Annotated in this window: 21 protein-coding genes; 11 read left to right on the top strand and 10 right to left on the bottom strand. The window is 65.9% G+C overall.

The genetic code is table 11. The features are described from left to right. Together RMN84_RS11755 and gltX are read right to left on the bottom strand one after the other, a co-directional pair. Positions 1-476 (bottom strand): citrate/2-methylcitrate synthase (locus RMN84_RS11755; protein WP_309612354.1); only part of this gene is annotated, 476 nt, incomplete at its 3' end. Further along, complete coding sequence (gene gltX / locus RMN84_RS11750) at positions 473-1,906, bottom strand: glutamate--tRNA ligase (protein WP_309612353.1); 1,434 nt, start codon at positions 1,904-1,906, stop codon at positions 473-475. The genes RMN84_RS11755 and gltX, both read right to left, overlap by 4 nt. Positions 1,907-2,007: 101 nt before the next feature. Here gltX and RMN84_RS11745 point away from each other — a divergent pair, with 101 nt between their 5' ends. After that, the gene (locus RMN84_RS11745) at positions 2,008-4,089 is read left to right on the top strand and encodes a ComEC/Rec2 family competence protein (RefSeq protein ID WP_309612352.1); all 2,082 of its coding nucleotides are present in this window, start codon (positions 2,008-2,010) and stop codon (positions 4,087-4,089) included. Here RMN84_RS11745 and RMN84_RS11740 read toward each other — a convergent pair. The 4 genes from RMN84_RS11740 to RMN84_RS11725 form a co-directional block, all read right to left on the bottom strand. Next, the gene (locus tag RMN84_RS11740) at positions 4,067-4,432 is read right to left on the bottom strand and encodes a VOC family protein (RefSeq protein ID WP_309612351.1); all 366 of its coding nucleotides are present in this window, start codon (positions 4,430-4,432) and stop codon (positions 4,067-4,069) included. The two genes, RMN84_RS11745 and RMN84_RS11740, sit on opposite strands and share 23 nt — an antisense overlap. Position 4,433: 1 nt before the next feature. After that, positions 4,434-5,084: a transcriptional repressor LexA gene (gene lexA / locus RMN84_RS11735; RefSeq protein ID WP_309612350.1), complete on the bottom strand. Its 651-nt coding sequence runs from the start codon at positions 5,082-5,084 to the stop codon at positions 4,434-4,436. A gap of 66 nt (positions 5,085-5,150) precedes the next feature. After that, a complete protein-coding gene (locus tag RMN84_RS11730) occupies positions 5,151-5,744 on the bottom strand; it encodes an aminodeoxychorismate/anthranilate synthase component II (RefSeq protein ID WP_309612349.1) in 594 nt (197 codons plus the stop codon). A gap of 4 nt (positions 5,745-5,748) precedes the next feature. Further along, a complete protein-coding gene (locus RMN84_RS11725; RefSeq protein WP_309612348.1) occupies positions 5,749-7,698 on the bottom strand; it encodes a peptidyl-prolyl cis-trans isomerase in 1,950 nt (649 codons plus the stop codon). 116 nt (positions 7,699-7,814) lie between these two features. Between RMN84_RS11725 and tpiA the strand changes: the two genes are divergently transcribed. Both tpiA and RMN84_RS11715 read left to right on the top strand, forming a co-directional pair. After that, positions 7,815-8,546 (top strand): triose-phosphate isomerase, encoded by a 732-nt coding sequence (gene tpiA / locus RMN84_RS11720; protein WP_309612347.1) that lies wholly within the window; start codon positions 7,815-7,817, stop codon positions 8,544-8,546. Between the two features lie 58 nt (positions 8,547-8,604). Beyond that, on the top strand, positions 8,605-9,450 hold the full coding sequence (locus RMN84_RS11715) for a serine protease (protein WP_309612346.1): 846 nt from the start codon (positions 8,605-8,607) through the stop codon (positions 9,448-9,450). A gap of 3 nt (positions 9,451-9,453) precedes the next feature. Here the strand turns inward: RMN84_RS11715 and RMN84_RS11710 are convergent, their stop codons facing one another. The 3 genes from RMN84_RS11710 to RMN84_RS11700 all read right to left on the bottom strand — a co-directional run bounded on the left by RMN84_RS11710 (position 9,454) and on the right by RMN84_RS11700 (position 13,718). After that, positions 9,454-9,675 carry a hypothetical protein gene (locus tag RMN84_RS11710; RefSeq protein WP_309612345.1) on the bottom strand — a complete coding sequence of 74 codons (222 nt, stop codon included), beginning with the start codon at positions 9,673-9,675 and terminating at the stop codon, positions 9,454-9,456. Then, complete coding sequence (locus RMN84_RS11705) at positions 9,672-11,609, bottom strand: TIR domain-containing protein (RefSeq protein WP_309612344.1); 1,938 nt, start codon at positions 11,607-11,609, stop codon at positions 9,672-9,674. Before RMN84_RS11705 ends, RMN84_RS11710 begins: the two co-directional genes overlap by 4 nt. Positions 11,610-11,756: 147 nt before the next feature. Further along, complete coding sequence (locus RMN84_RS11700; RefSeq protein WP_309612343.1) at positions 11,757-13,718, bottom strand: DUF3857 domain-containing protein; 1,962 nt, start codon at positions 13,716-13,718, stop codon at positions 11,757-11,759. 221 nt (positions 13,719-13,939) lie between these two features. Here RMN84_RS11700 and secG point away from each other — a divergent pair, with 221 nt between their 5' ends. The 7 genes from secG to RMN84_RS11665 all read left to right on the top strand — a co-directional run bounded on the left by secG (position 13,940) and on the right by RMN84_RS11665 (position 18,891). Further along, positions 13,940-14,356 carry a preprotein translocase subunit SecG gene (gene secG / locus RMN84_RS11695; protein ID WP_309612342.1) on the top strand — a complete coding sequence of 139 codons (417 nt, stop codon included), beginning with the start codon at positions 13,940-13,942 and terminating at the stop codon, positions 14,354-14,356. A gap of 113 nt (positions 14,357-14,469) precedes the next feature. Then, positions 14,470-15,183: a LytTR family transcriptional regulator DNA-binding domain-containing protein gene (locus tag RMN84_RS11690; protein WP_309612341.1), complete on the top strand. Its 714-nt coding sequence runs from the start codon at positions 14,470-14,472 to the stop codon at positions 15,181-15,183. A gap of 60 nt (positions 15,184-15,243) precedes the next feature. After that, entirely contained in the window at positions 15,244-15,636 is a 393-nt protein-coding gene (locus RMN84_RS11685) for a UrcA family protein (protein ID WP_309612340.1), read from the top strand. 109 nt (positions 15,637-15,745) lie between these two features. Beyond that, positions 15,746-16,456 carry a LytTR family DNA-binding domain-containing protein gene (locus RMN84_RS11680; RefSeq protein ID WP_309612339.1) on the top strand — a complete coding sequence of 237 codons (711 nt, stop codon included), beginning with the start codon at positions 15,746-15,748 and terminating at the stop codon, positions 16,454-16,456. Between the two features lie 62 nt (positions 16,457-16,518). Continuing rightward, positions 16,519-16,938 (top strand): UrcA family protein, encoded by a 420-nt coding sequence (locus RMN84_RS11675; protein WP_309612338.1) that lies wholly within the window; start codon positions 16,519-16,521, stop codon positions 16,936-16,938. A gap of 108 nt (positions 16,939-17,046) precedes the next feature. Beyond that, positions 17,047-18,678: a CTP synthase gene (locus RMN84_RS11670; protein WP_309612337.1), complete on the top strand. Its 1,632-nt coding sequence runs from the start codon at positions 17,047-17,049 to the stop codon at positions 18,676-18,678. Between the two features lie 60 nt (positions 18,679-18,738). Beyond that, positions 18,739-18,891, top strand: a complete 153-nt coding sequence (locus RMN84_RS11665; protein ID WP_309612336.1) for a lmo0937 family membrane protein — start codon at positions 18,739-18,741, stop codon at positions 18,889-18,891. 91 nt (positions 18,892-18,982) lie between these two features. On the opposite strand, the gene RMN84_RS11660 is transcribed toward RMN84_RS11665, so the two are convergent. After that, entirely contained in the window at positions 18,983-19,237 is a 255-nt protein-coding gene (locus tag RMN84_RS11660) for a glutaredoxin domain-containing protein (RefSeq protein ID WP_309612335.1), read from the bottom strand. Positions 19,238-19,332: 95 nt separating this feature from the next. On the opposite strand from RMN84_RS11660, the gene RMN84_RS11655 reads away from it, so the two are divergent. Further along, the coding region (locus RMN84_RS11655; protein WP_309612334.1) for an FAD-dependent oxidoreductase at positions 19,333-19,652 on the top strand (320 nt) is incomplete at its 3' end.

The following is a 19,652-nucleotide window of genomic DNA, read 5'->3' as shown; positions in this document are numbered from 1 at the left end:
ATCATGCGCTGCTTGGGATCGGTGATGTCGGTCGAATCATGATAGAAGGAGGACAGCGCCCCGACGACGCCGCAAAGGATCGCCATCGGGTGTGCGTCACGCCGGAAGCCCCTGTAAAAGGTCGATAATTGCTCGTGGACCATGGTATGGCGCGAGATCGTGCGGGTGAAGTCGGCAAGCTCGCCGCCGTTCGGCAGTTCGCCGTGGAGCAGCAGATAGCTGACCTCCATGAAGCTGGAATGCTCGGCCAACTGATCGATCGGATAGCCGCGGTGGAGCAAAATCCCCTGGTCGCCGTCGATATAGGTGATCGCGCTCTGGCACGCGGCGGTCGAGGTGAAGCCCGGGTCGTAGGTAAACATGCCGGTGTCGGCATAGAATTTGCGAATGTCGACCACCTCGGGACCGACCGTGCCGGGCAGCGTCGCATATTGCTTCTCGGTGGTGCCGTGTTTGATGGTCGTCGGCTCGGTCATGCGTTCGGCTCCAGTTGATCGCGTATGCGCCCCATGCTTTCGTGCTGTCCAAGGTGCAAGAGCACGTCGAAGATTCCCGGTGACGTTGTCCGCCCGGTGAGCGCAGCACGCAGCGGCTGGGCGAGCTTGCCGAGCTTGATCCCGGCCTTGTCGGCGATGGCGCGAACGGCGTTGTCGAGGCTGTCATGATCCCACGCGGGCAGGGCCGACAGCGCGGCATGCGCCTGGCCGAGTAGAGCGCGCGCATCATCGTCGAGAAGCGTTGCGGCCTTGTCGTCGAGAGCCAGCGGTCGCTGTTCGAACAGGAAGCGAGCACCGTCCGCCAAAGCATTGAGATCATTTGCTCGTGCCTTGAGTTCTGGCATCGCGCGGACGAGCAGTCCTTGGTCTGTGCGGGGCAGATCGAGCCGGGGTGCGACGAGGGCCGCCAGCCGGGCATCATCGGCTTCGCGGATGTAATGGCCGTTGAGATTTTCGAGCTTCTTATAGTCCATCCGCGACGGGCTCTTGCCAACATGATCGAGGTCGAACCATGTGACCGCTTGATCGCGCGTGAAAATTTCATCGTCGCCATGGCCCCAGCCGAGCCGCAGCAGATAATTGACCAATGCCTCGGGCAGGATGCCGAGTTCGTCGCGATAGGCATCGACCCCCAGCGCGCCATGGCGTTTGGACAGTTTGGCCCCGTCAGGGCCGTGGATCAGGGGGATATGGGCGTAGGCCGGTACCGCCCATCCCATCGCAGTGATGATTGATAACTGCCTGAAGGCATTATTCAAATGGTCGTCACCGCGGATGACGTGCGTAACCCCCATGTCGTGGTCGTCGACGACAACCGCGAGCATGTAGGTCGGCGTTCCGTCGGAGCGCAGCAGGACCATGTCGTCGAGCTCGACATTGGCGACGGTGACGCGGCCCTGGACCAGATCGTCGATCACGCTCTCGCCCTCGCGCGGCGCCTTGATTCGCACCACGAACGGGCGGTTTTCGGACGGTGCGTCGCGATCGCGCCATTCGCTGGTCAGTCGAAATGGCCGGCGCTCGACCTGGGCCGCCGCCCGCCGCTCGGCCAGTTCCGCCGAGGTCAGGAAGCAGCGATAGGCATGGCCCTTGGCGAGCAACTCGTTTGCCACCTCGGCATGGCGCAAGGCCCGCTCGAACTGGAACAGCGGCGGCTCGTCGCCCTCGATCCCCAGCCAGGACAAGCCATCGAGGATCGCGTCGATCGCCGGCTGGGTCGACCGCGCCCGGTCGGTATCCTCGATCCGCAGGAGATATCTGCCGCCATGATGCCGCGCGAACAGCCAGTTGAACAGCGCCGTGCGCGCGCCGCCAATGTGCAGGTAACCAGTCGGCGACGGCGCGAACCGCGTGACGACCGGGACAAGATTATCGCTTGCACGCGTTTCCTTAATATCACTTGCGCTCAACCGCGCTTTCCTTTGTTCTGAGGGGAATGGACTGGGCCCGCGCCACTAGCATAGCCGATGCGGCGCTGCCACCGCGGCGAGCGGTCTGGCATGCCCGGCTAGTGGCGGCGTGGGCTCGGATCGACGCCATGCTCGACGATCAGCGCGAGCAATTGCCGATCTGGGGTGTGGTCGGTTTCGGGCTGGGTATTGGATTATGGTTCTGGCTGGCCGGGCCAACGCAATGGGGTGCGCTATTGTGCCTCGCGGCCAGTATCGCGTTGGCCGGGTTCGGACTGGTCCGGGGGCGGGCAGGACAAATGCTGGGGTGGCTCGGCATCACCGTCGCCGCCGGGCTGGCGCTGGTGTGGGCGCGGGGCGAGTGGGTCGCGTCGCCGCGCCTCGATCGGCCGGTCGTCACCGCCTTCGCCGCAACCGTGCTCAAGGCCGAGCCGCGCGTCGCCGACGGCAAGCTGCGCCTGACACTGGCACCCGACGACCCCGCCCTGCCGCCGATGCTGCGCGTGACGCTCGACCTCGACAAGGCACCGCCCGGGCTCAACGACGGCGCGCGCGTGCGGCTGCGCGCCCGGCTTGCGCCGCCACCGCCGATGGCGCTGCCCGGCAGCCATGATTTCGCCCGTGACGCCTGGTTCAGGCAGCTTGGCGCGGTCGGCAAAATGCTCGGTCCAGTCGTCGTCACCCAGGCCGCCCCGCCATCGGGCCTCGACGGCCTGCGTGACCGGCTGGACCATCACATCCAGGCGTCGCTGCCCGGCCCGTCGGGAACCATCGCCACCGCCTTCGTCAGCGGCAACCAGAATGCGATTTCAGAGGAGGATGCGGTCGCGATGCGCCGCTCGGGCCTGGCCCATCTGCTATCCGTCAGCGGGTTGCACATCGCCGCGGTCGTCGCGGCGACGATGTTCCTGTCGCTGCGGTTGCTGGCGCTGAGCGAGACGCTGGCGCTGCGATTCAATCTGGTGCTGGTGTCGGCGGGGTGCGCGGCGGCGGCGGGGATCGGTTACACGCTACTGACCGGAGCGCAGGTGCCGACGGTGCGCAGCTGTATCGCCGCGCTGCTCGTGCTCGCCGGGCTGGCCTTGGGGCGCGAGGCGCTGAGCCTGCGCCTGGTCGCGGCAGGGGCGGTCGTGGTCCTGTTGATCAGCCCCGAATCGCTCGTCGGGCCGAGCTTCCAGATGAGCTTCGCCTCGGTCGCGACGATCATCGCGCTGCATGAGGCCGGCCCGATCCGCGCCTTTTTCGCGCGGCGCGAGGAAGGACTTCACTTTCGCCTCGCCCGCCACCTCGCCTCGCTGATCCTGACCGGGCTGGCGGTCGAGTTCGCGCTGATGCCGTTCGCGCTCTACCATTTCCACCGCGCCGGCTTCTACGGCGTGCTCGCCAACCTCGTCGCCATCCCGCTGACGACGTTCGTGACCATGCCGCTGGAGGCAGCGGCGCTGGCGCTCGATCCGCTCGGCCTCGGCCATCCGCTCTGGGTCGTGACAGGCTGGTCGCTCGACGCCTTGTTGTGGGCTGCGCACCGCGTCGCGGCGATCCCGGGGGCGGTCGCGATGCTGCCGACGATGCCGACCGCTGCCTTCACAATGATCGTCGCGGGCGGGCTGTGGTGCTGCCTGTGGCGGGGCAGGGGACGGCCGTTTGGGATGATGCCGATAGCGGTCGGGGTGGTATGGGCGATGCTCGTGCCCACGCCCGATCTGCTGGTCACCGGTGACGGACGCCACGTCGCGCTGATCGGGAATGATGGTGCACCGTTGATGTTACGCGAGCGCAGCGGCGATTTCACTCGCAGCCTGATGACCGAAAGCGCCGGCTTCGACGGCGATGCCGGGTGGATCGAGGATCGCCCCGACGCCGCCTGCAGCGCCGATTCGTGCCAGTTCACCGTTGCGCGGGAAGGCCGTACGTGGCGCATTCTCGCCTTTCGATCGAGCTATTTTCCCGATTGGAAAGACAGCGTCGCCGCCTGCGCCGCCAGCGACATCGTCATCGCCGACCGCCGCTTGCCGCGCGCTTGCAAGCCGCGCTGGCTGAAGCTCGATCGTACCGCGCTCGCCGCCACCGGCGGGCTGGCAATTACGCTGGGCGAAACCCCGACCATCGCCACCGTGGCCGAGCGGGTGGGAGATCACCCGTGGGCGCAATTCGCTTCTTCTACCTCGATGAGCGCTCGGTAGCCCAGACGGCCAGTTCGCTGCCCGACGGGTCGATGAAGTGGAACCGCCGCCCACCGGGGAAGGCGAAGATCGGCTTGGCGATGACGCCGCCGGCCTTGCCGACCGCATCGAATGCGGCGTCGAGATCGTCGACGCGGATGACCGGGAGGGGGGCGGACAGCGCCTCGTCATGCTGGCCGTTGAGGCCGACATCGACCACGCCGCCCTCGGTCGCGGCATAGTCCGGACCGAAATCGGTGAACTGCCAGCCGAACGTCTTGCCGTAGAATGCGCGGGTCAGTTCATGCGCGGTGACGCTCGGCAGTTCGACATAGTCGATCCGCGCACCATTCTCTGCGGCCACGTCAGTAGCGCCGGATCAACCCCGCCAGCCGTCCCTGGATAGCGACCTGGTCGGGGCGGTAGCGCTGGGCTTCGTAATGGCGGTTGGCCGGGTCGAGGCGGATCATCTGCCCTTCGCGGCGATAGGTTTTCAGCGTCGCCTCGACCCCGTCGATCAAGGCGACCACGATCTCGCCCTCGCGCGCCGTCTCGACCTTGCGGATCAGCGCATAATCGCCGTCGAGAATGCCTTCCTCGACCATCGAATCGCCCGACACCTCAAGCGCATAATGTTCGCCCGGACCCAGCAGCGCGGCCGGCACGGCAAAGCCCTCGGTGCCCTGCAGCGCCTCGATCGGCGTACCCGCCGCGATCCGCCCGTGCATCGGAATCTCGATGACGTCGTTGGCCACCACCTTCAGCGGCGAGCGCATCGCGACCGGGGCCGCCGGCTTCGCCAACTCAGGCATCTTCAACACTTCGAGGGCTCGCGCGCGATTGGGCAGACGGCGAATGAAGCGCCGTTCCTCCAGCGCCGAAATCAGCCGGTGGACGCCCGACTTGGACTTCAGGTCCAACGCCTCGCGCATCTCGTCGAAACTCGGGCTGACCCCGGTCTCGCCCAGGCGTTCATGGATGAAGTGCAGCAATTCATGCTGCTTGGCGGTCAGCATCGGCGCATCTCCGTCACGTTCCTCTGGGAACAGAGGAAGAACGTGTAGGCAACGCGATGGCCGCCGTCAAGCGCCCCCGCGCACGACGCCGACGAACGCCGCCAGCAATGCCGGGCCCGCTTCGCTCGCCACGCTCTCCGGATGGAATTGCACCCCGTGCGAGGGCGCGTCCACGTGGCGCAACGCCATGACCGTGCCGTCCTCGCTCCACGCGTTGGCGATGAGCGGTGGTCCGAACGCCGCCACCGCGAGCGAGTGATAGCGCGTCGCCGCAAATGGCGAGGGCAGGGCCGCGAACAGCCCACTGCCGTCGTGGCGCACGCTCGCAACCTTTCCATGCACCGGCGCGACCCGCTCGACAGCGCCGCCGCACGCCAGCGCGATCGCCTGATGGCCCAGGCACACGCCGAGCAACGGCCGCCGCGCCGCAATGCAGGCGGCGGCGATCGCAACCGATTTCCCCGCGTCTTCCGGCCGGCCCGGCCCCGGCGAAATCACGACCCCGTCATATGCATCGCCCAGCGCCGTTGCAATGGTGGCGACATCGGCGCGCAACACCGCCACCGTCGCCCCGGCAACGCATAGCTGGTCGGCCAGCATGTGCGTAAAGCTGTCGAAATTATCGACCAGCAGCAGCCGCGCCGCGCCGCCGCCGCTCATCGTCCTATTGCCCGGCCCCGCCCGCCGTCAGTCGCTGGCGGGTCGCCGCGATTGCCGCGTCGTTGCGCGACACGCCGACCTTCGCGATCATCGCATTGAGGAATTGTCGCGCATATTCCTCCGATGCGCCCTGCTGAAACTGCCCCTGCACCCGCGCGATCAGCGTCGGCTGGGCCATGGCATTGCCAGGAATGATCTTGTCGACATGGACGATGGCAAAGCCGTTGGCCTCGGGGGAAGGCACCATTCGGCTCTTGCCTTCGGCCAGGGTGAACAGCATCCGCATCGCGGCGGCGGCGGCCGGCGGGACTTGAGCCAGTGCGATCCTTTGAGTGTCGACCGGGCGCGGCGCGGGCAGGTTGACCCCGGCGGTGGCCATCGCTTCCGCCAGCGGCGTACCGGCGGAGGCCTTCGCGGCGATCGCGGTCGCGGCGACGCGCGCGTGCTCCATCGCCTTTTGGCCGACCCAGTCCTGCGCGACCCGATCGCGGATCTGCGCGAGCGGCGCCGGCGCGGCAGGAATGACCTTGCCCAGCCCGACCAGCGCGAAGCCGACGTCGCCCGGCAACGTCTCGATCACCGGTGAATCCTGTCCGGTGAGCTCGAACCCGGATTTCAGCGCCCCGGCCAGCTCGGGCGGCCATTTGAAGGCGGGATTGTCGCTCGTTCCATTGGCCGACAGCAGCGGAGTTTCGGTCGCGGTTAGCCGGTTCTTCGCCACCACGTCGGCAAAGCTCTCCCCGCCGTCGATCCCGTTCTGCACCTTGTCGACCAGATCGCCGAGCGCATTTCGCTTCTTGTCCGCAGCCAGCTTGGTCGCGATTTCCGTCCGGACCTGCTCCAGCGTCCGGCCCGGCTCGCCCGTGACCGCGTCGATGCGGATGACGTGCCAGCCAAGGTCAGAGCGGAGCGGCCCGATCACGCTGCCCGCCTTGACGGTCGGCGCGAAGGCGGCAGCGGCGATCTTGTCGCCGGCAAGGTCGGTGAACTGGGCGCGGGTTTGCGGGCCGACGGTCACTTCGGCCGCGTTCAGCCGGGCCGGCGCGGCGGCCGCAACGAACGCCGCACCGCCCTTCGCCCGGTCGGCAATGCCCTGTGCAACCTTGGCGTCGGGCACCACTGCCTGGCTGATCGTGCGAGTCTCCCGCGCGGCATACTGCGCCTGATTCTTGGCGTAATAAGCGGCGATCTCGGCGTCGGTCGGCACGCTGGCGGGCGCGATTTCCGCCGTTCCGAACCGCGCAATCCGCAGCGTCCGCCGCTCGGGCACCGTGTAGCGCGCCTTGTTCGCAGCATAGAAAGCCGCGACCTCGGCGTCGGTCGGCTTCAGCCCGGCGGCAAAGGCGGCAATCGGCACCAGCGCCAGTTGGCCCTGGCGTTGCTCCATGAGCATCGCCGCATATGGGGCCGCCAGCCCGGTTGATAGCCGCGGATTGGCCGCGGCGGGTGTCAGGATCAGCCGCTGGGTCACCGACGCTTCCAGCAACTTGCGCAATTCTGCGTCGGTCATCCGCTCCTTGGCCAGGAAATTCTGGTAGGCGGCGTCGGAGAATTTGCCGTCCAGCCCGCGCACTTGGGGCAGCTTCGCGATCTCGGCGTCCAGCAGACGCTTCGACAGGTTGAGTCCGTTCGCATCGGCAAAAGCGACCAGCCCCATCTGCTGGATCAGCGAGTCGAGCAGCGGCTCGAACTGCCCGGCCAAATCCTTGCCCGCCGCCGCGGGGTTCTGCTCGCGTGCTCGGCTCAGCAGCCCGTCGAATGCCTGGCCGACGTCGCGGTCGCTGACTTCGCGCCCGCCGACCTTGACCAGCCCGCTTCCTCCCCCGCCGAAATTGCCGTTCTTGAGCGAGCTCAGATCGCCCATCGCGAAGCTGGCGAAGATCGCCACGCCCAGACCGGCGAGGACAAAGCCGCCGGCCCTTGACTTGGAGAAACGGCGGAAACGATCGAGCATGAGACCTCACGGGAATTGGACGACGTCGCTTTAGAGGCGCGGGCGGGACGCGACAACCTTATGCTTGGCCCCATCGTCCGCGCTTGCTAGTTTGCGTTACAAAACAGGGGAATATCATGCCCAATCGCAAATTCGTCGCTGGCAATTGGAAGATGCATGGCAGCGCCGCCAGCATCGCCGAGATCGTGCGGATCGCCGCCGCAGTCCCGAGCGGAGTCGACGTCGCGCTGTGCCTGCCGTCGACGCTGATCGAGCGCGCCGCCCGCGCCGTGCCCGGCTTCGCCATCGGCGGGCAGGATGTCCATGCCGAGGCCAAGGGCGCCTTCACCGGCGACCTCGCCGCGCACATGCTCCACGACGCCGGCGCCAGCCTCGTCATCGTCGGCCACAGCGAGCGCCGCGACGGGCATGCCGAGGCCGACGCCACCGTGCGCGCCAAGGCGATGGCGGCGATGGCCGCCGGGCTGGATGTCATCCTGTGCGTTGGCGAGAGCCTCGCGGTGCGCGAGGCTGGCGCTGCGGTCGCGACGGTCAGCGCGCAGCTCGACGCCTCGCTCCCGCCCGTTCCCGTCAGGGCGGTCGCCTATGAACCGATCTGGGCCATCGGCACCGGCCTCATCCCGTCGCTGGCCGACATCGCCGACATGCACGCCGCCCTCCGCGCGCGGCTGGTGGCGGCGTATGGCGAGGCCGGGCACGGGGTGCGCCTGCTTTACGGTGGCTCGGTCAAGCCGACCAACGCTGCCGAGATTTTCGCCGTTGCGGACGTCGATGGCGCGCTGGTCGGCGGTGCCAGCCTGACGGCGGCTGACTTCCTGCCCATCGTCGAAGCGGCGCAAGGCGCTTAATCCGGCTGTTGTTGCGACCTAGATCGTGTAGCTTCTCGACGGGCAGTGGAGATTCATCATGCGGGGACGGCTTTTCATCGGGGTGGCGGTGGCGCTCACCGGTTTGGGCAACATGCTTCATGCGCAGACCACCGACGCCCCCAATCTGGCTCTGCGGTTCGGGGCGCCGTGGCAGGCCGAGATTTTTTCGACTTTCGACGGCTATTCCCCCGAACAGCGCACCGGCAAGGAACCGTGGGAGCTCGCCCATCGCTGTGGTGGGTCGCTGATCGCGCCCGATTGGGTGTTGAGCGCGGCGCATTGCGTGACGCAGGACAATGTCGCGCTCTATCGCGTGCGGCTCGGTGCGCGTGAACTCGATGTCGGCGAAGGGGCGATCTATCGCATCGACCGCATCGTCCGCCACGCGCGTTATGTCGACACGGCCAAGCACGACGACATCATGCTCATCCACATCGTCGCCGACGACCAGACCAGCCTGGACGACACGAGCAGGATCGAGCCGATCCGCCTGGCCGACGATCCGGTGGAAATCGACGATGCAGTAACCGTGACAGGGTGGGGCAAGACGGCATCGGGAGCCAACGGCCGCGCCTCCGCCGAGTTGCTTCACGTCGACATGAAAGTCCGTGATTGCGCGGGTATCGAACAGTATCAGGACCGCCTCACCGAAGCGATGCTGTGCGCCGCCGGGAAGCGTGGCGGGGATTCATGCCAGGGCGATAGCGGCGGCCCGCTGATCCTGACCGAGGGCGAGCCGGTGCTGGTCGGGATCGTCGGCTGGGGCGACGGGTGCGGGAACAAGGCGCTGCCGGGGGTCTATACCCGGATCGACCGCAATCATTATCGCGACTGGATCGAGCGCGCGATGGCGCTCGATCCGTCGCTAGTCACTACGGATTAGCGGCTAGCGATTGTCGCCGCTCCCGCGATTGTCGCCGCTCCCGCGATTGTCGCTTCCGCGACTGTCGCTTCCCCGATCTTCGCCTTCAGCATCGCTGTCGATTTCGGTGTTATTGGCTTCTTCATCTTCGTCGGTGACGGGGCGTCCATTGGTAATGGTCATGCTCGATCTCCTCGTGAGGAAGCCGAACATCGCACAAATCTGTGCGTTGCGATAGCGGGTCAACCGGTTGCCAGCCCTCGCTGCAGCGCCGCAAGATTCGGGTCTGCGCGAAGTGGGTCGAGAAGCGGATCGGTGGCAAGATAGATCAGGCCGGAATCACGAACAAATCGCGCATGTTTCAGCGCGGCAAAAGCGCCATTGCGGTCGCCCCACTGCGCCAGGACCTGCGCCTGCTGGTAGAGGCCACTATTGCCCGCTTCGCGAACGAGCTGATCAAAGGCTTTTCGCGCACCGGCCTTGTCACCTGTCCGCGCCGCCAGGATAGCGAGGCCCGACAAGCGAAAAATCGCATGAGGCTCGGCGGAAAACGCGGCCTTTGCCCCCGCCGTGTCCCCTGTCAGCATCTTGGCATAGCCGATCAAATACCAGGCATTGGCCATGTGCGGGTTGAGTTCGAGCGCCTTGGTCGCTGGCGCAATCACGGCGCGATAGCGGCGCGCGGCATATTCGATCGAGGCGGCGGCGCGGAACACGCGCGGGTTGAGCGGATCGAGCGCAATCGCGCGCGTAATCGCGGTGCGGCCTTCGTGGGCCCGGCCCGCCCGGGCGCAATAGAGCGCGACCATCAGCAGGATGTCGGCATTGCCGCGGCCAAGCTTCGCCGCTTTGTCGAAGAATGGCCGTGCCGCCGGGATATCGAGGCGGCCGGTGAACAGCGCCTGGCCCATCGCCACCTGCCCCTCGGCCAAGTCCGGAGCAAGATCGATCGCCCGCTGCGCCGCCCGGATGGCCACGTCGTACAGCGGCTTGAGCTGGGCCGCCTGGACATATTCGCCGGCAATCGCGGTGATCGATCGGGCCCGTGCGGCGTGAGCCAGGGCGAACTGCGGATCGGCGGCGACGGCCAGGTCGAGTTCGGCCAGCCCGGCGCGATCGGTCGGCTCGTCCTTGGCGAGGTCGAACAACGCACGCCCGCGCAGGAAATGCTCATAGGCCTCGACACTATGGGTTCCACCCGGCGCCGGCGTCGCGGTCGCAATCTGCACGGACAGTGCCTGCGCGACGGTCAGCGCGATCTCGCTTTGCACCGCGAAAATGTCGGTCAGCTTGCGATCGAGCCGGGTCGACCAGCGCGTGAATCCACTCGCAGCATCGACCAGCTCGAGCGAAATCCGTACCGTGTCGGCGGCGCGCTGGACTGCCCCCGATAGGAGAAAGGCGACGCCGAGCCGGCCGGCGATGGTCCGCGCGTCATCCTGCGTGTCGCGCACCGCGTCGGACGAGGTCGCCGCGACCACCTGCAAGGCGTCGATCCGGCGCAGCGCGGTGCGCAGCTCCTCGGTCAGGCCGTCCGAGAAATAGGACTGGTCGGCATTGCCGCTGAGATTCTTGAGCGGCAGCACCGCGATGCTGTTCCTGCTGAGCTCGACCGCGCCGACCCAACCCTGACGCCACGCGATCGCCCCGCCACCCGCCGCGACCACGACCGAGCCGAGCAGCAGCCCGACAGAGCGCCGCGACACGCCGGGGCTCCAAACCGGCTCCGACTGGCTGCTGGTGCGTATGACCGCACCGGCGCAGGTCGCGGCGATGGCGCGCTCGATCGCGGCCATCTTGGGATCGCCGACGCGGCCTTTCCAGTGGCTGAGGTCGATCGCATGATATTGGCGAAAGCCGAGCGGGGGCAGGGTGCCGTCGAGCGATAGCGGGACCAGGCGCTTGCGATCGCGACCCGACGCCGCCTCGTCGCACACCCAGTCGCTTTCGATCGAGGTCGCCGACCACAGCACGATCACTGCATCGGCCTTGTCGAGGGCGACGTTGATCGTCCGCGCGAACCCCGCGCCGCCCTCGATCAGCGCGTCCCACCACACGGTGTAACCTGCGACGCCCAGCGCGGCGGCTAGCGACTTCGCGCGCCGCTGGTCGGCATGGGCATAGCTCAGGAACAGGGTTGGACGCCGCTCGACCTCTGCCATCTCCGCATCGTCCGCCATCGGCCGCCCACCCTTGCCGAACGCCTAGCTTAATGATGTCTGGCGGGGAAGCACGTCACCTACGTCCGTTATTCGTCGAATGGTCTTCGTAACGAGCCGATGTCATTTGGCGGCGGGAGTGGTCGGGCGCAAACCCCGCAGGCAGCGTCACGCCATAATCGGCAAAGCGCTGCTCGATCTCGCTGCCACCGTCTGCGCCGTCGCCAGATCGCCCAGCGCTTTGGCCCGGTCGCCCTTGCGCGCATAGGCGACCGCCCGCCCGAACAGCGACGCTGGCAGCCGCGGAAACGCCTTCAGTGCCGCATCGTAATCGGCGATCGCGCCATCGAGTGACCCCATTCTCAGTTTCGTGAATGCGCGACTGGCGAGCGCGGCGGCGCTGGTCGGCGACAGCTTCAGCGCCGCCTCGCAATCGGTCAGCGCCGATTCCAGGCCCATATTGCGCGTCGCCCTGAGCCAGCAGCGTTCGTTATAGGCGCCGGCGTCGTGGAGTTTCGTCACGTTCGCATCGGCCTGGCGCAGTGCTTCGGCATGGCGACCCTGACGGTCGAGCAGGCGGACGCGCAACGAAGCCGCACTGCGGTTGCCCGGCTCGATCTTGTCGATGCTGGCGATGTCCGCTTCGGTGCTGGCATATCTGCCATCCTCCATCGCCGTGCTGGCGCGCGCGGCCAAGGCAAGAACCGACCGTGGATCGACCTTCAGCGCACTGGCGATGTCGCTCTGCGACTTGGTCTTGTCGAGCGCCTGCCAGGCACTTGCTCGCTGGAGATAGTGAAGCGGCGAGGGCTCCACCGCGATGACCCGGTCATAGTCGGCGATCGCCCCTGGCAGCTGCTTGGCGTCCTGGCGCAGATTGGCGCGGAGCAGCCGTGCAGGCACATCGACCGGGTCTGCCCCGACCGCGCGATCGGCTTCGGCCAGCGCCTCGGCGGCCTGACCCGCTTCCGCCAGCACGGCTGCTCGCGCTCGGCGGAAGTTTGCCGATGGCTCGATCGCGATTGCCGTATCGATGTCGCTCATCGCCTCGACCCGCCGCCCCGCTGCCAAGCGCGCGCCGCCGCGGAGCATCAGCGCTGCGCCGTCCTTGGGCGCGAGCGCAACCAGAGCATCGGCATCTTTCTCCGCTTCGGCATATTGCTTGCGTCGAAAAGCGTCGATCGACTTTGCGCGCCAGGCCAGCAGCTGCTTGGCGTCCAGCGCGAGCGCCTTGTCGGCGACCGCAGCCGCCGCCGGATCCTGTGCGTTCGCCAGGATCAGCGAGAGAAGACCGTGGGCGCCGGAGAGCGTCGGGTCCAGCTTGACCGCCGCTTCGGCATCGGCGCGCGCGCCAGCCTGGTCATGCCGATCGAACCGGTAGACGCCGCGCTTCAGATAAGCTGCCGCTCGCGCTTTCGCGTCCTTGATCGCGGCGATGTCGCCGTCGGTCACGACATCATTCAAGTCCGCGACGAGCTCGTTGCCGGCCGCAGTCTTGATCAACTTCGGCTGGAGCACGCCGGGGAAGGCGCGCCACTTCATCGCCTTGGTCGTCGGCCACAGTATCCGCATCCGGTACCGGCCAAAGGCCGCGCCATCGCCCGGCCCGCTCAGCTGCTCAGACCGTCCGCCCATCGCCGGGTCGTGCGAGGTCAGGCTGTAGGCCATATCAATGACGTCGCCGACCCGCACATCTTCCGGCTGCATCAGCGCCGTCAGCCGACCGTCGAGCGCCGCGCTCTCCAGGTTCTTCTCGCGCCGCACGACCGTTATCGCCGACCCATCACAGAGCAGGTTGATCGTCTTGCCGTCGCGCAAGATGCGATAATGGTGGAGCGTTAGCGTATTCAGCGCCGGGTCCCAGCTGACCTGCAGCGACGCATCGTCGAGCCCCTTCGACGAGGCGATCCGGTAAATTGCGGCGAAATAGTTGGTGTCGCTGTCCGCCGCAAAGCGGGTTTGCGAATCGCTCAGCAGCGTCACCGTCGCTGCGCCTTCCGACGCGGTCGGGGCCGGCGGGATGGCGGCGGGCAGCACCCATGCCTCGGGCGGGGCGACCAATGGCCGGCTGGCGCGAACCAATGGTACCGCAACTGGCGCCGCCAGCGCCGCAACGGCCCCTCCGCTCATCAACGATGCGACGGCCGCGAAGGACAGGAAACGCATACAGCCCCCGGTTAATTGTGGAGAAAACTACAGCGGATGACAATATGCGTCCATCGTTAAAAGATTGTCGTCAGGCGCGCCGGTGACGCCGTTATGGCCTGAGCCGACATTCCGTCCCCGCCGTTGAACATTATCGCCCGGCCCGCTATCTGTCCCCTCAACCAATCCCTCCCGAAAGCGCGCTCATGTTCACCTTTCTGCTCATCGTCCAGACGCTCGTCGCGTTCAGTCTCGTCGTCGTCATCCTGATGCAGCGGTCGGAAGGCGGCGGGCTCGGTGTTGGCGGGTCGTCGTCGGGCTTCATGACCGCGCGCGGAGCGGCGGATTTCCTTACCCGGGCGACCGGCGTGCTCGGCGCGGCGTTCATCATCCTGTCGATCACGCTTGCCGCCCTCGCGGGGGCCACGAGGGGCCCGGCCAGGATCGATACCTCGCTAGTCAAGCAGCAGACCGTTCCCGGCGGCAACATCCCCGCGTTCGGCGAGCGGCCGGTTCCCCCGGCCGAGACCGGCGGCATGCCTGACGCCAACCAGTCGGCGGCTGGCCAGCTCCCCGCGACCCTGCCCGCAAATGGCCAGGCGCCGGCAGTCCCTGTCCAGTAACGGCGCGCTCCTTCGTCGGCGCAAACAAAAAACGCCCGCACGGGATCCCAAACATATCAATCATTGCCGTCCCATGCTAAGTCGCCGCCATTGTTGCTGTTGAGGGGGGTGGCGTGGCGGTTGTTCGGGAGCGCAATGCCGATGGCTTCAAGGTCATCGTCTGCTGCAGTTTCAGCCACCGCGCGGACGCCAGCGAAATCGAGGCGCTCAAGCAGCGCGTTATGGCGTGCGAAGACGTGCTCAATTCACTCGAAGTCTCGGGCGCATTCGACTTCGTGATCGAGGCGCGGATCGCCGACCTTGCCGCCTACAGCCTTAAGCGCAAGGCCTATGCCGACCCGCTTGCGCGCCTCGTCGACCGCTTCGAGGCGAGCTTCGTGTGCCGCGAATTCGTCCGCGATGAGGGGCATGACCCGCCGTGTTTCTGGGTGCCGACTTCGGGTGGGCTGCGCCGGATCGAATCCCCGGCGATCGACAAGGTCACGTCGGAGGGCGATTATTGCCGCCTGCACAGCGCGGGCAATAGCTACCTGATGCACGGCACAATGACGGCCATCCTTGAAAAGTTGGATCCCAACGAGTTCCTCCACATCCATCGCTCGACGATCGTGCGTTGTGCGTTCGTCGACCGGCTGATCCATCAGCCGCATCGCTGGTTCGCCCTGCTCCAGGACGGTAGCCAGCATCGCATCTCGAAGAGCCATGTCGGCGAAGTGCTGCGCTGTCTCAAAGGCGATTCGTCGAAGCTCGTGGACGATTCGTCGAAGCTACGACAATTTAACGAGCCGGCATACCGAATCGAAGAACAGGAAATGCAACGCGGCTGAACGCATGAGAAAAGACCCCTGCCTTCCAACCGGAGGGAAGCAACAACAGGGGTTTTTACCATGATCAATACTCGCAACATCTTCATAGCCGCCGCTTCGCTGCTCGTCATTGCCAGCCCGGCCTGTGCCGACGACTTTACCGTCCATGGCCGCAGCCACGCCGATGACGTACCCGTCGTCAATGTCGGCTTCACCGACCTCAATCTCGCCAGCAAACCGGGACAGCAGGCGCTCCACTATCGCGTTGGGCGGGCGATCAGTACGCTGTGCACTCAGGAGGGCGTCCGCGACCTCGGCCGGATGTCCGAGAGCAAGCGCTGTGGCAAGCTCGCGTGGGATAGTGCCACGTCGCAGATCCAGACCGCAGTCGACCGGGCGGTCGCCTTTGCGGCCAATCCGAATGGGGGCAAGCTGGCGATGTCGTCGATCACTCTCGCGACGCCGGCGCGCTAGGGATCGCTCGATCCCGCAACGGTGGCACGGGTTCCAGGGGGGCCCGTGCCATTTTGGCCCGAACAAGATTTTATGCTAACGAGTCCCTTGTCAGGACAAAGGGCCGAACGTGAGTGGGATCAGGGTCTCAGATACGGACGCCATTTACGTCATCGTCTGCTGCAGCTTCAATCAGCATGCCAATTTCGCGGAGGTCGAAGCACTCAAAAAGCGCGTGAAAGCTTGCGAACATGTCCGAAGCACAACCGAGTTGTCGGGCGCGTTCGATTTTATGGTCGAAGCGGCCGTCGCGGATTTGCCGACCTACAATGCCAAGCGCAAGAGCTACGCCGAAACGCTTTCCCGACTCGTCGACCGGTTTGAGGCGAGTTTCGTATGCAGTCGCTACGATCGCAATGAGACCAATGACGATAGTCTTTGGATCCCATTACTGAGCGGATTACGCCGTATTCACGTCGATTCGATCGACAAGATTACCTCGGAAGGCGACTATGTCCGCATCCATCACGGCGAGCTGAGCTCGCTGGTGAGTGCGACCATGGCCAGCTTCGTCGAGAAGCTTGATCCGCTTCAATTCCTCCAAATCCATCGCACAATGATCGTGCGCTGCGAGTTCATCAATCAGCTGATCCACCAGCCTCATCGCTGGTTCGCCGAGTTGGCCGACGGCACTCGGCAGCGCATTTCGAAGAGTCATGTCGCGGTGGTTTTGCGGTGCATCAAGGGCGATCCGTCGACGCCGGCGGCCCATTCGGCGATGCACGAGCAAGTCGCCGAAAATACCGGTCAATCAGCAGAAGAATTGATGCGGATTGATTAATTAAATTTCAATAAGCCCCCAGGCCGTCCGATGGAGGGCCATTCTCACGGGGGTATCATCCAATGTTCAGCACCATCAAATCTATCTCCGCCATGGCCGCAATCCTGCTTACCACGAGCATGTTCATTTCTGGTCCCGTGCAGGCTCGCCATAGGACGCTTACGGTGACTGCGAAGAGAGTGGTTACTGATTTGCCGCAAAAACGCGTCAGTTATGCCGATCTCAATCTGGCCTCGGCACGTGGCGAGAAAACGCTTGATCGTCGCGTCTCGTCGGCGGTGAATTTCGTCTGCGGTGTCAACGAGTCCGAGCGCGATCTTGGTCAGCTGGCGGACGCTGCCTACTGCACGAACGTCGCCTGGGACGGGGCCAGGCCGCAAATCGCGACGGCAATCGGGCGTGCGCGCAGCGAAGCCGCCAATCACACCCACTCGTCGCTCCCGCTTGCGGCGATCATGATCGTGGCCCCGGTCGGCCGCTGATCGACCTCTAGGCGCGGACCCGCAACAACGGTCCGCGCCGTCCTTTTCGCTGAAATTCGATTCGAGCGCTTGCCAGCGCCCCGCGCGCGCCCCTAAGACTCGTCTCCCATGACCCGGTATATTTTCGTCACCGGCGGCGTGGTCTCATCGCTCGGTAAAGGCCTGCTCGCCGCATCGCTCGGCGCGCTGCTCCAGGCGCGCGGATTTTCCGTCCGCATCCGCAAGTTCGACCCCTATCTCAATGTCGATCCGGGCACGATGTCGCCCTATCAGCATGGCGAAGTCTATGTCACCGACGACGGTGCCGAGACCGACCTCGACCTCGGCCATTATGAGCGCTTTACCGGCGTCTCGGGCAAGCAATCCGACAACATCACTACCGGGCGCATCTACCGCGACATCATCACGCGCGAACGGCGCGGCGACTATCTCGGCGCGACGGTCCAGGTCATTCCCCACGTCACCAACGCGATCAAGGAATTCGCGCTCAACGAGACCGACGGGATCGACTTCATCATCTGCGAGATTGGCGGGACCGTCGGCGACATCGAGAGCCTGCCGTTCGTCGAGGCGCTGCGCCAGCTGCGCAACGACCTCGGCCGCGACCGCACCGTGTCGGTCCACACCACGCTCGTGCCGTGGATCGCGGCGGCGGGCGAGCTCAAGACCAAGCCGACCCAGCATAGCGTGCGCGAACTGACCAGCCTCGGCATCCAGCCCGACGTATTGCTGTGCCGCTGCGACCGGCCCCTGCCGCAGAGCGACCGCGAGAAGATCGCCTTGTTCTGCAACGTGCCCGTATCGGCAGTGATCCCGGCGCTCGACGCCCGCTCGATTTACGACGTGCCGCTGCAATATCATGAGGCGGGCATGGACGACGCCGTGCTCGACGTGTTCGGCATCACCGCCCCCGCGCCTGACCTCGCCCGCTGGCACGACATCATGGACCGCATCGAGCATCCCGAAGGCGAAGTGACGATCGGTGTCGTCGGCAAATATGTCGGCCTGCCCGACGCCTACAAGAGCCTGCGCGAGGCGCTGGTCCACGGCGGCATGGCCAACCGCACCAAGGTCAACATCCGCTGGCTGGACGCCGAGCTGTTCGAAGGCGACAGCCCCGATCTCGCGGCCGAACTCGAGCCGCTCCACGGCATCCTCGTTCCCGGCGGCTTCGGCGAGCGCGGCAGCGAAGGCAAGATCGCATCCGTCAAATTCGCCCGCGAGCGCGACGTGCCCTTCTTCGGCATCTGCCTCGGCATGCAGATGGCGTGCATCGAGGGCGCGCGGAACACCGCCGGGATTGCCGCCGCCTCGACCACCGAATTCGGCGAGACGAGCGAGCCGGTGGTCGGCCTGATCACCGAATGGATGAGCGAGAAGGGGCTCGAGCAGCGCGCTGCGGGCGGCGACCTCGGCGGCACCATGCGCCTCGGCGCCTATCCCGCGACGCTGGCCGGCAACAGCCACGTCGCCGCGCTCTATGGCACCACCCAGATCAGCGAGCGCCACCGTCACCGCTATGAGGTCAACGCCCATTATCGCGATGTGCTGGAAAAGGGCGGGCTGGTCTTCAGCGGCATGTCGCCCGACGGCACGCTGCCCGAAATCGTCGAGCGACCCGACCACCCGTGGTTCATCGGCGTGCAGTTCCACCCCGAGCTCAAGAGCCGCCCGTTCGACCCGCATCCGCTGTTCGCGGGCTTCATCGGCGCGGCGTTGAAGCAGAGCCGGCTGGTCTAGAGGGAACGCATTGGCCGCCGCGCGGTTACTGACTCGTTAACCACGCGAAAGGATCGTCCCATGCTTCTGACCATCGGCATCATCTTGTTCGTCCTGTGGGCGCTTGGCTTCTTCGCCTTCCATGTTGCGGGCGGACTGATCCACCTGCTGCTGGTGATCGCGGTCGTCGTGATCATCTTCAACTTCGTCCGCGGTCGCGGCGCGACCTTGTAGGCTGATTCATCATCCCGGGCGTGACCTGGGACCTGCCTTTTTACGTCGTGACAACAAGGCAGGTCCCAGATCCGGGGTCCGGGGATGACGCTTATTCCGCCCGCTCCTTCAGATAGGCCTCGAGCGCATCGCTCCCGCCAACCCGCTCGCCGCCGATGAACACCTGCGGCGTGGTCGCGACGCTTTCGTTCGCCTTGTAGGCATCGACTTCCTCGCGCGTTGCCAGGATATGCTCGTCGATCGTATAGCCCGCCGCCTCCAGCATCTCCTTCGCTCGGCGTCCGAACGGGCATTCATGATCGGGCAGGACCATGCGATAGAGCGTTGCCTGCTTGTCGTCGGCCATCGAAATTCTCCTCATTGGGGTTGCCGGACGAGCGATCCGGAGGCGTGATAGTTCCGCCGATTGCCCCGCAGCCTTCGCCTCCCTAAATGGCCCGCATGACCAACACCATCTCCACCCGCCTGCTCGTCCTCGGCTCGGGCCCGGCCGGCCTCACCGCCGCCATCTACGCCGCCCGCGCCGGCATGAGCCCGGTCGTCGTCCAGGGCATCCAGCCCGGCGGCCAGCTGACCACCACCACCGATGTCGAAAATTACCCCGGCTTCCGCGACGTCATTCAGGGCCCGTGGCTGATGGAGGAAATGCAGGCCCAGGCCGAGCATGTCGGGACCAAGTTCGTGTGGGACCATGTCGCCGAGGTCGATTTGTCGCGCCGGCCGTTCGTGCTCAAGGGCGATTCGGGCACCTACCACGCCGA

Source organism: Sphingomonas sp. (assembly GCF_031380695.1).
GTDB lineage: Bacteria > Pseudomonadota > Alphaproteobacteria > Sphingomonadales > Sphingomonadaceae > Sphingomicrobium.
Note: the sequence above shows the minus strand (reverse complement) of the source record. Positions and strands in the feature narration are given on the sequence as shown.

What these genes read in the sequence shown, in the direction of transcription:
- lexA (WP_309612350.1), bottom strand. Translation starts at nt 5,084, where the DNA reads ATGCTGACCGCCAAGCAGCATGAATTGCTGCACTTCATCCATGAACGC.
- RMN84_RS11730 (WP_309612349.1), bottom strand. Translation starts at nt 5,744, where the DNA reads ATGAGCGGCGGCGGCGCGGCGCGGCTGCTGCTGGTCGATAATTTCGAC.
- RMN84_RS11725 (WP_309612348.1), bottom strand. Translation starts at nt 7,698, where the DNA reads ATGCTCGATCGTTTCCGCCGTTTCTCCAAGTCAAGGGCCGGCGGCTTT.
- tpiA (WP_309612347.1), top strand. Translation starts at nt 7,815, where the DNA reads ATGCCCAATCGCAAATTCGTCGCTGGCAATTGGAAGATGCATGGCAGC.
- RMN84_RS11715 (WP_309612346.1), top strand. Translation starts at nt 8,605, where the DNA reads ATGCGGGGACGGCTTTTCATCGGGGTGGCGGTGGCGCTCACCGGTTTG.
- RMN84_RS11705 (WP_309612344.1), bottom strand. Translation starts at nt 11,609, where the DNA reads ATGGCGGACGATGCGGAGATGGCAGAGGTCGAGCGGCGTCCAACCCTG.
- RMN84_RS11700 (WP_309612343.1), bottom strand. Translation starts at nt 13,718, where the DNA reads ATGAGCGGAGGGGCCGTTGCGGCGCTGGCGGCGCCAGTTGCGGTACCA.
- secG (WP_309612342.1), top strand. Translation starts at nt 13,940, where the DNA reads ATGTTCACCTTTCTGCTCATCGTCCAGACGCTCGTCGCGTTCAGTCTC.
- RMN84_RS11685 (WP_309612340.1), top strand. Translation starts at nt 15,244, where the DNA reads ATGATCAATACTCGCAACATCTTCATAGCCGCCGCTTCGCTGCTCGTC.
- RMN84_RS11675 (WP_309612338.1), top strand. Translation starts at nt 16,519, where the DNA reads ATGTTCAGCACCATCAAATCTATCTCCGCCATGGCCGCAATCCTGCTT.
- RMN84_RS11670 (WP_309612337.1), top strand. Translation starts at nt 17,047, where the DNA reads ATGACCCGGTATATTTTCGTCACCGGCGGCGTGGTCTCATCGCTCGGT.
- RMN84_RS11665 (WP_309612336.1), top strand. Translation starts at nt 18,739, where the DNA reads ATGCTTCTGACCATCGGCATCATCTTGTTCGTCCTGTGGGCGCTTGGC.
- RMN84_RS11660 (WP_309612335.1), bottom strand. Translation starts at nt 19,237, where the DNA reads ATGGCCGACGACAAGCAGGCAACGCTCTATCGCATGGTCCTGCCCGAT.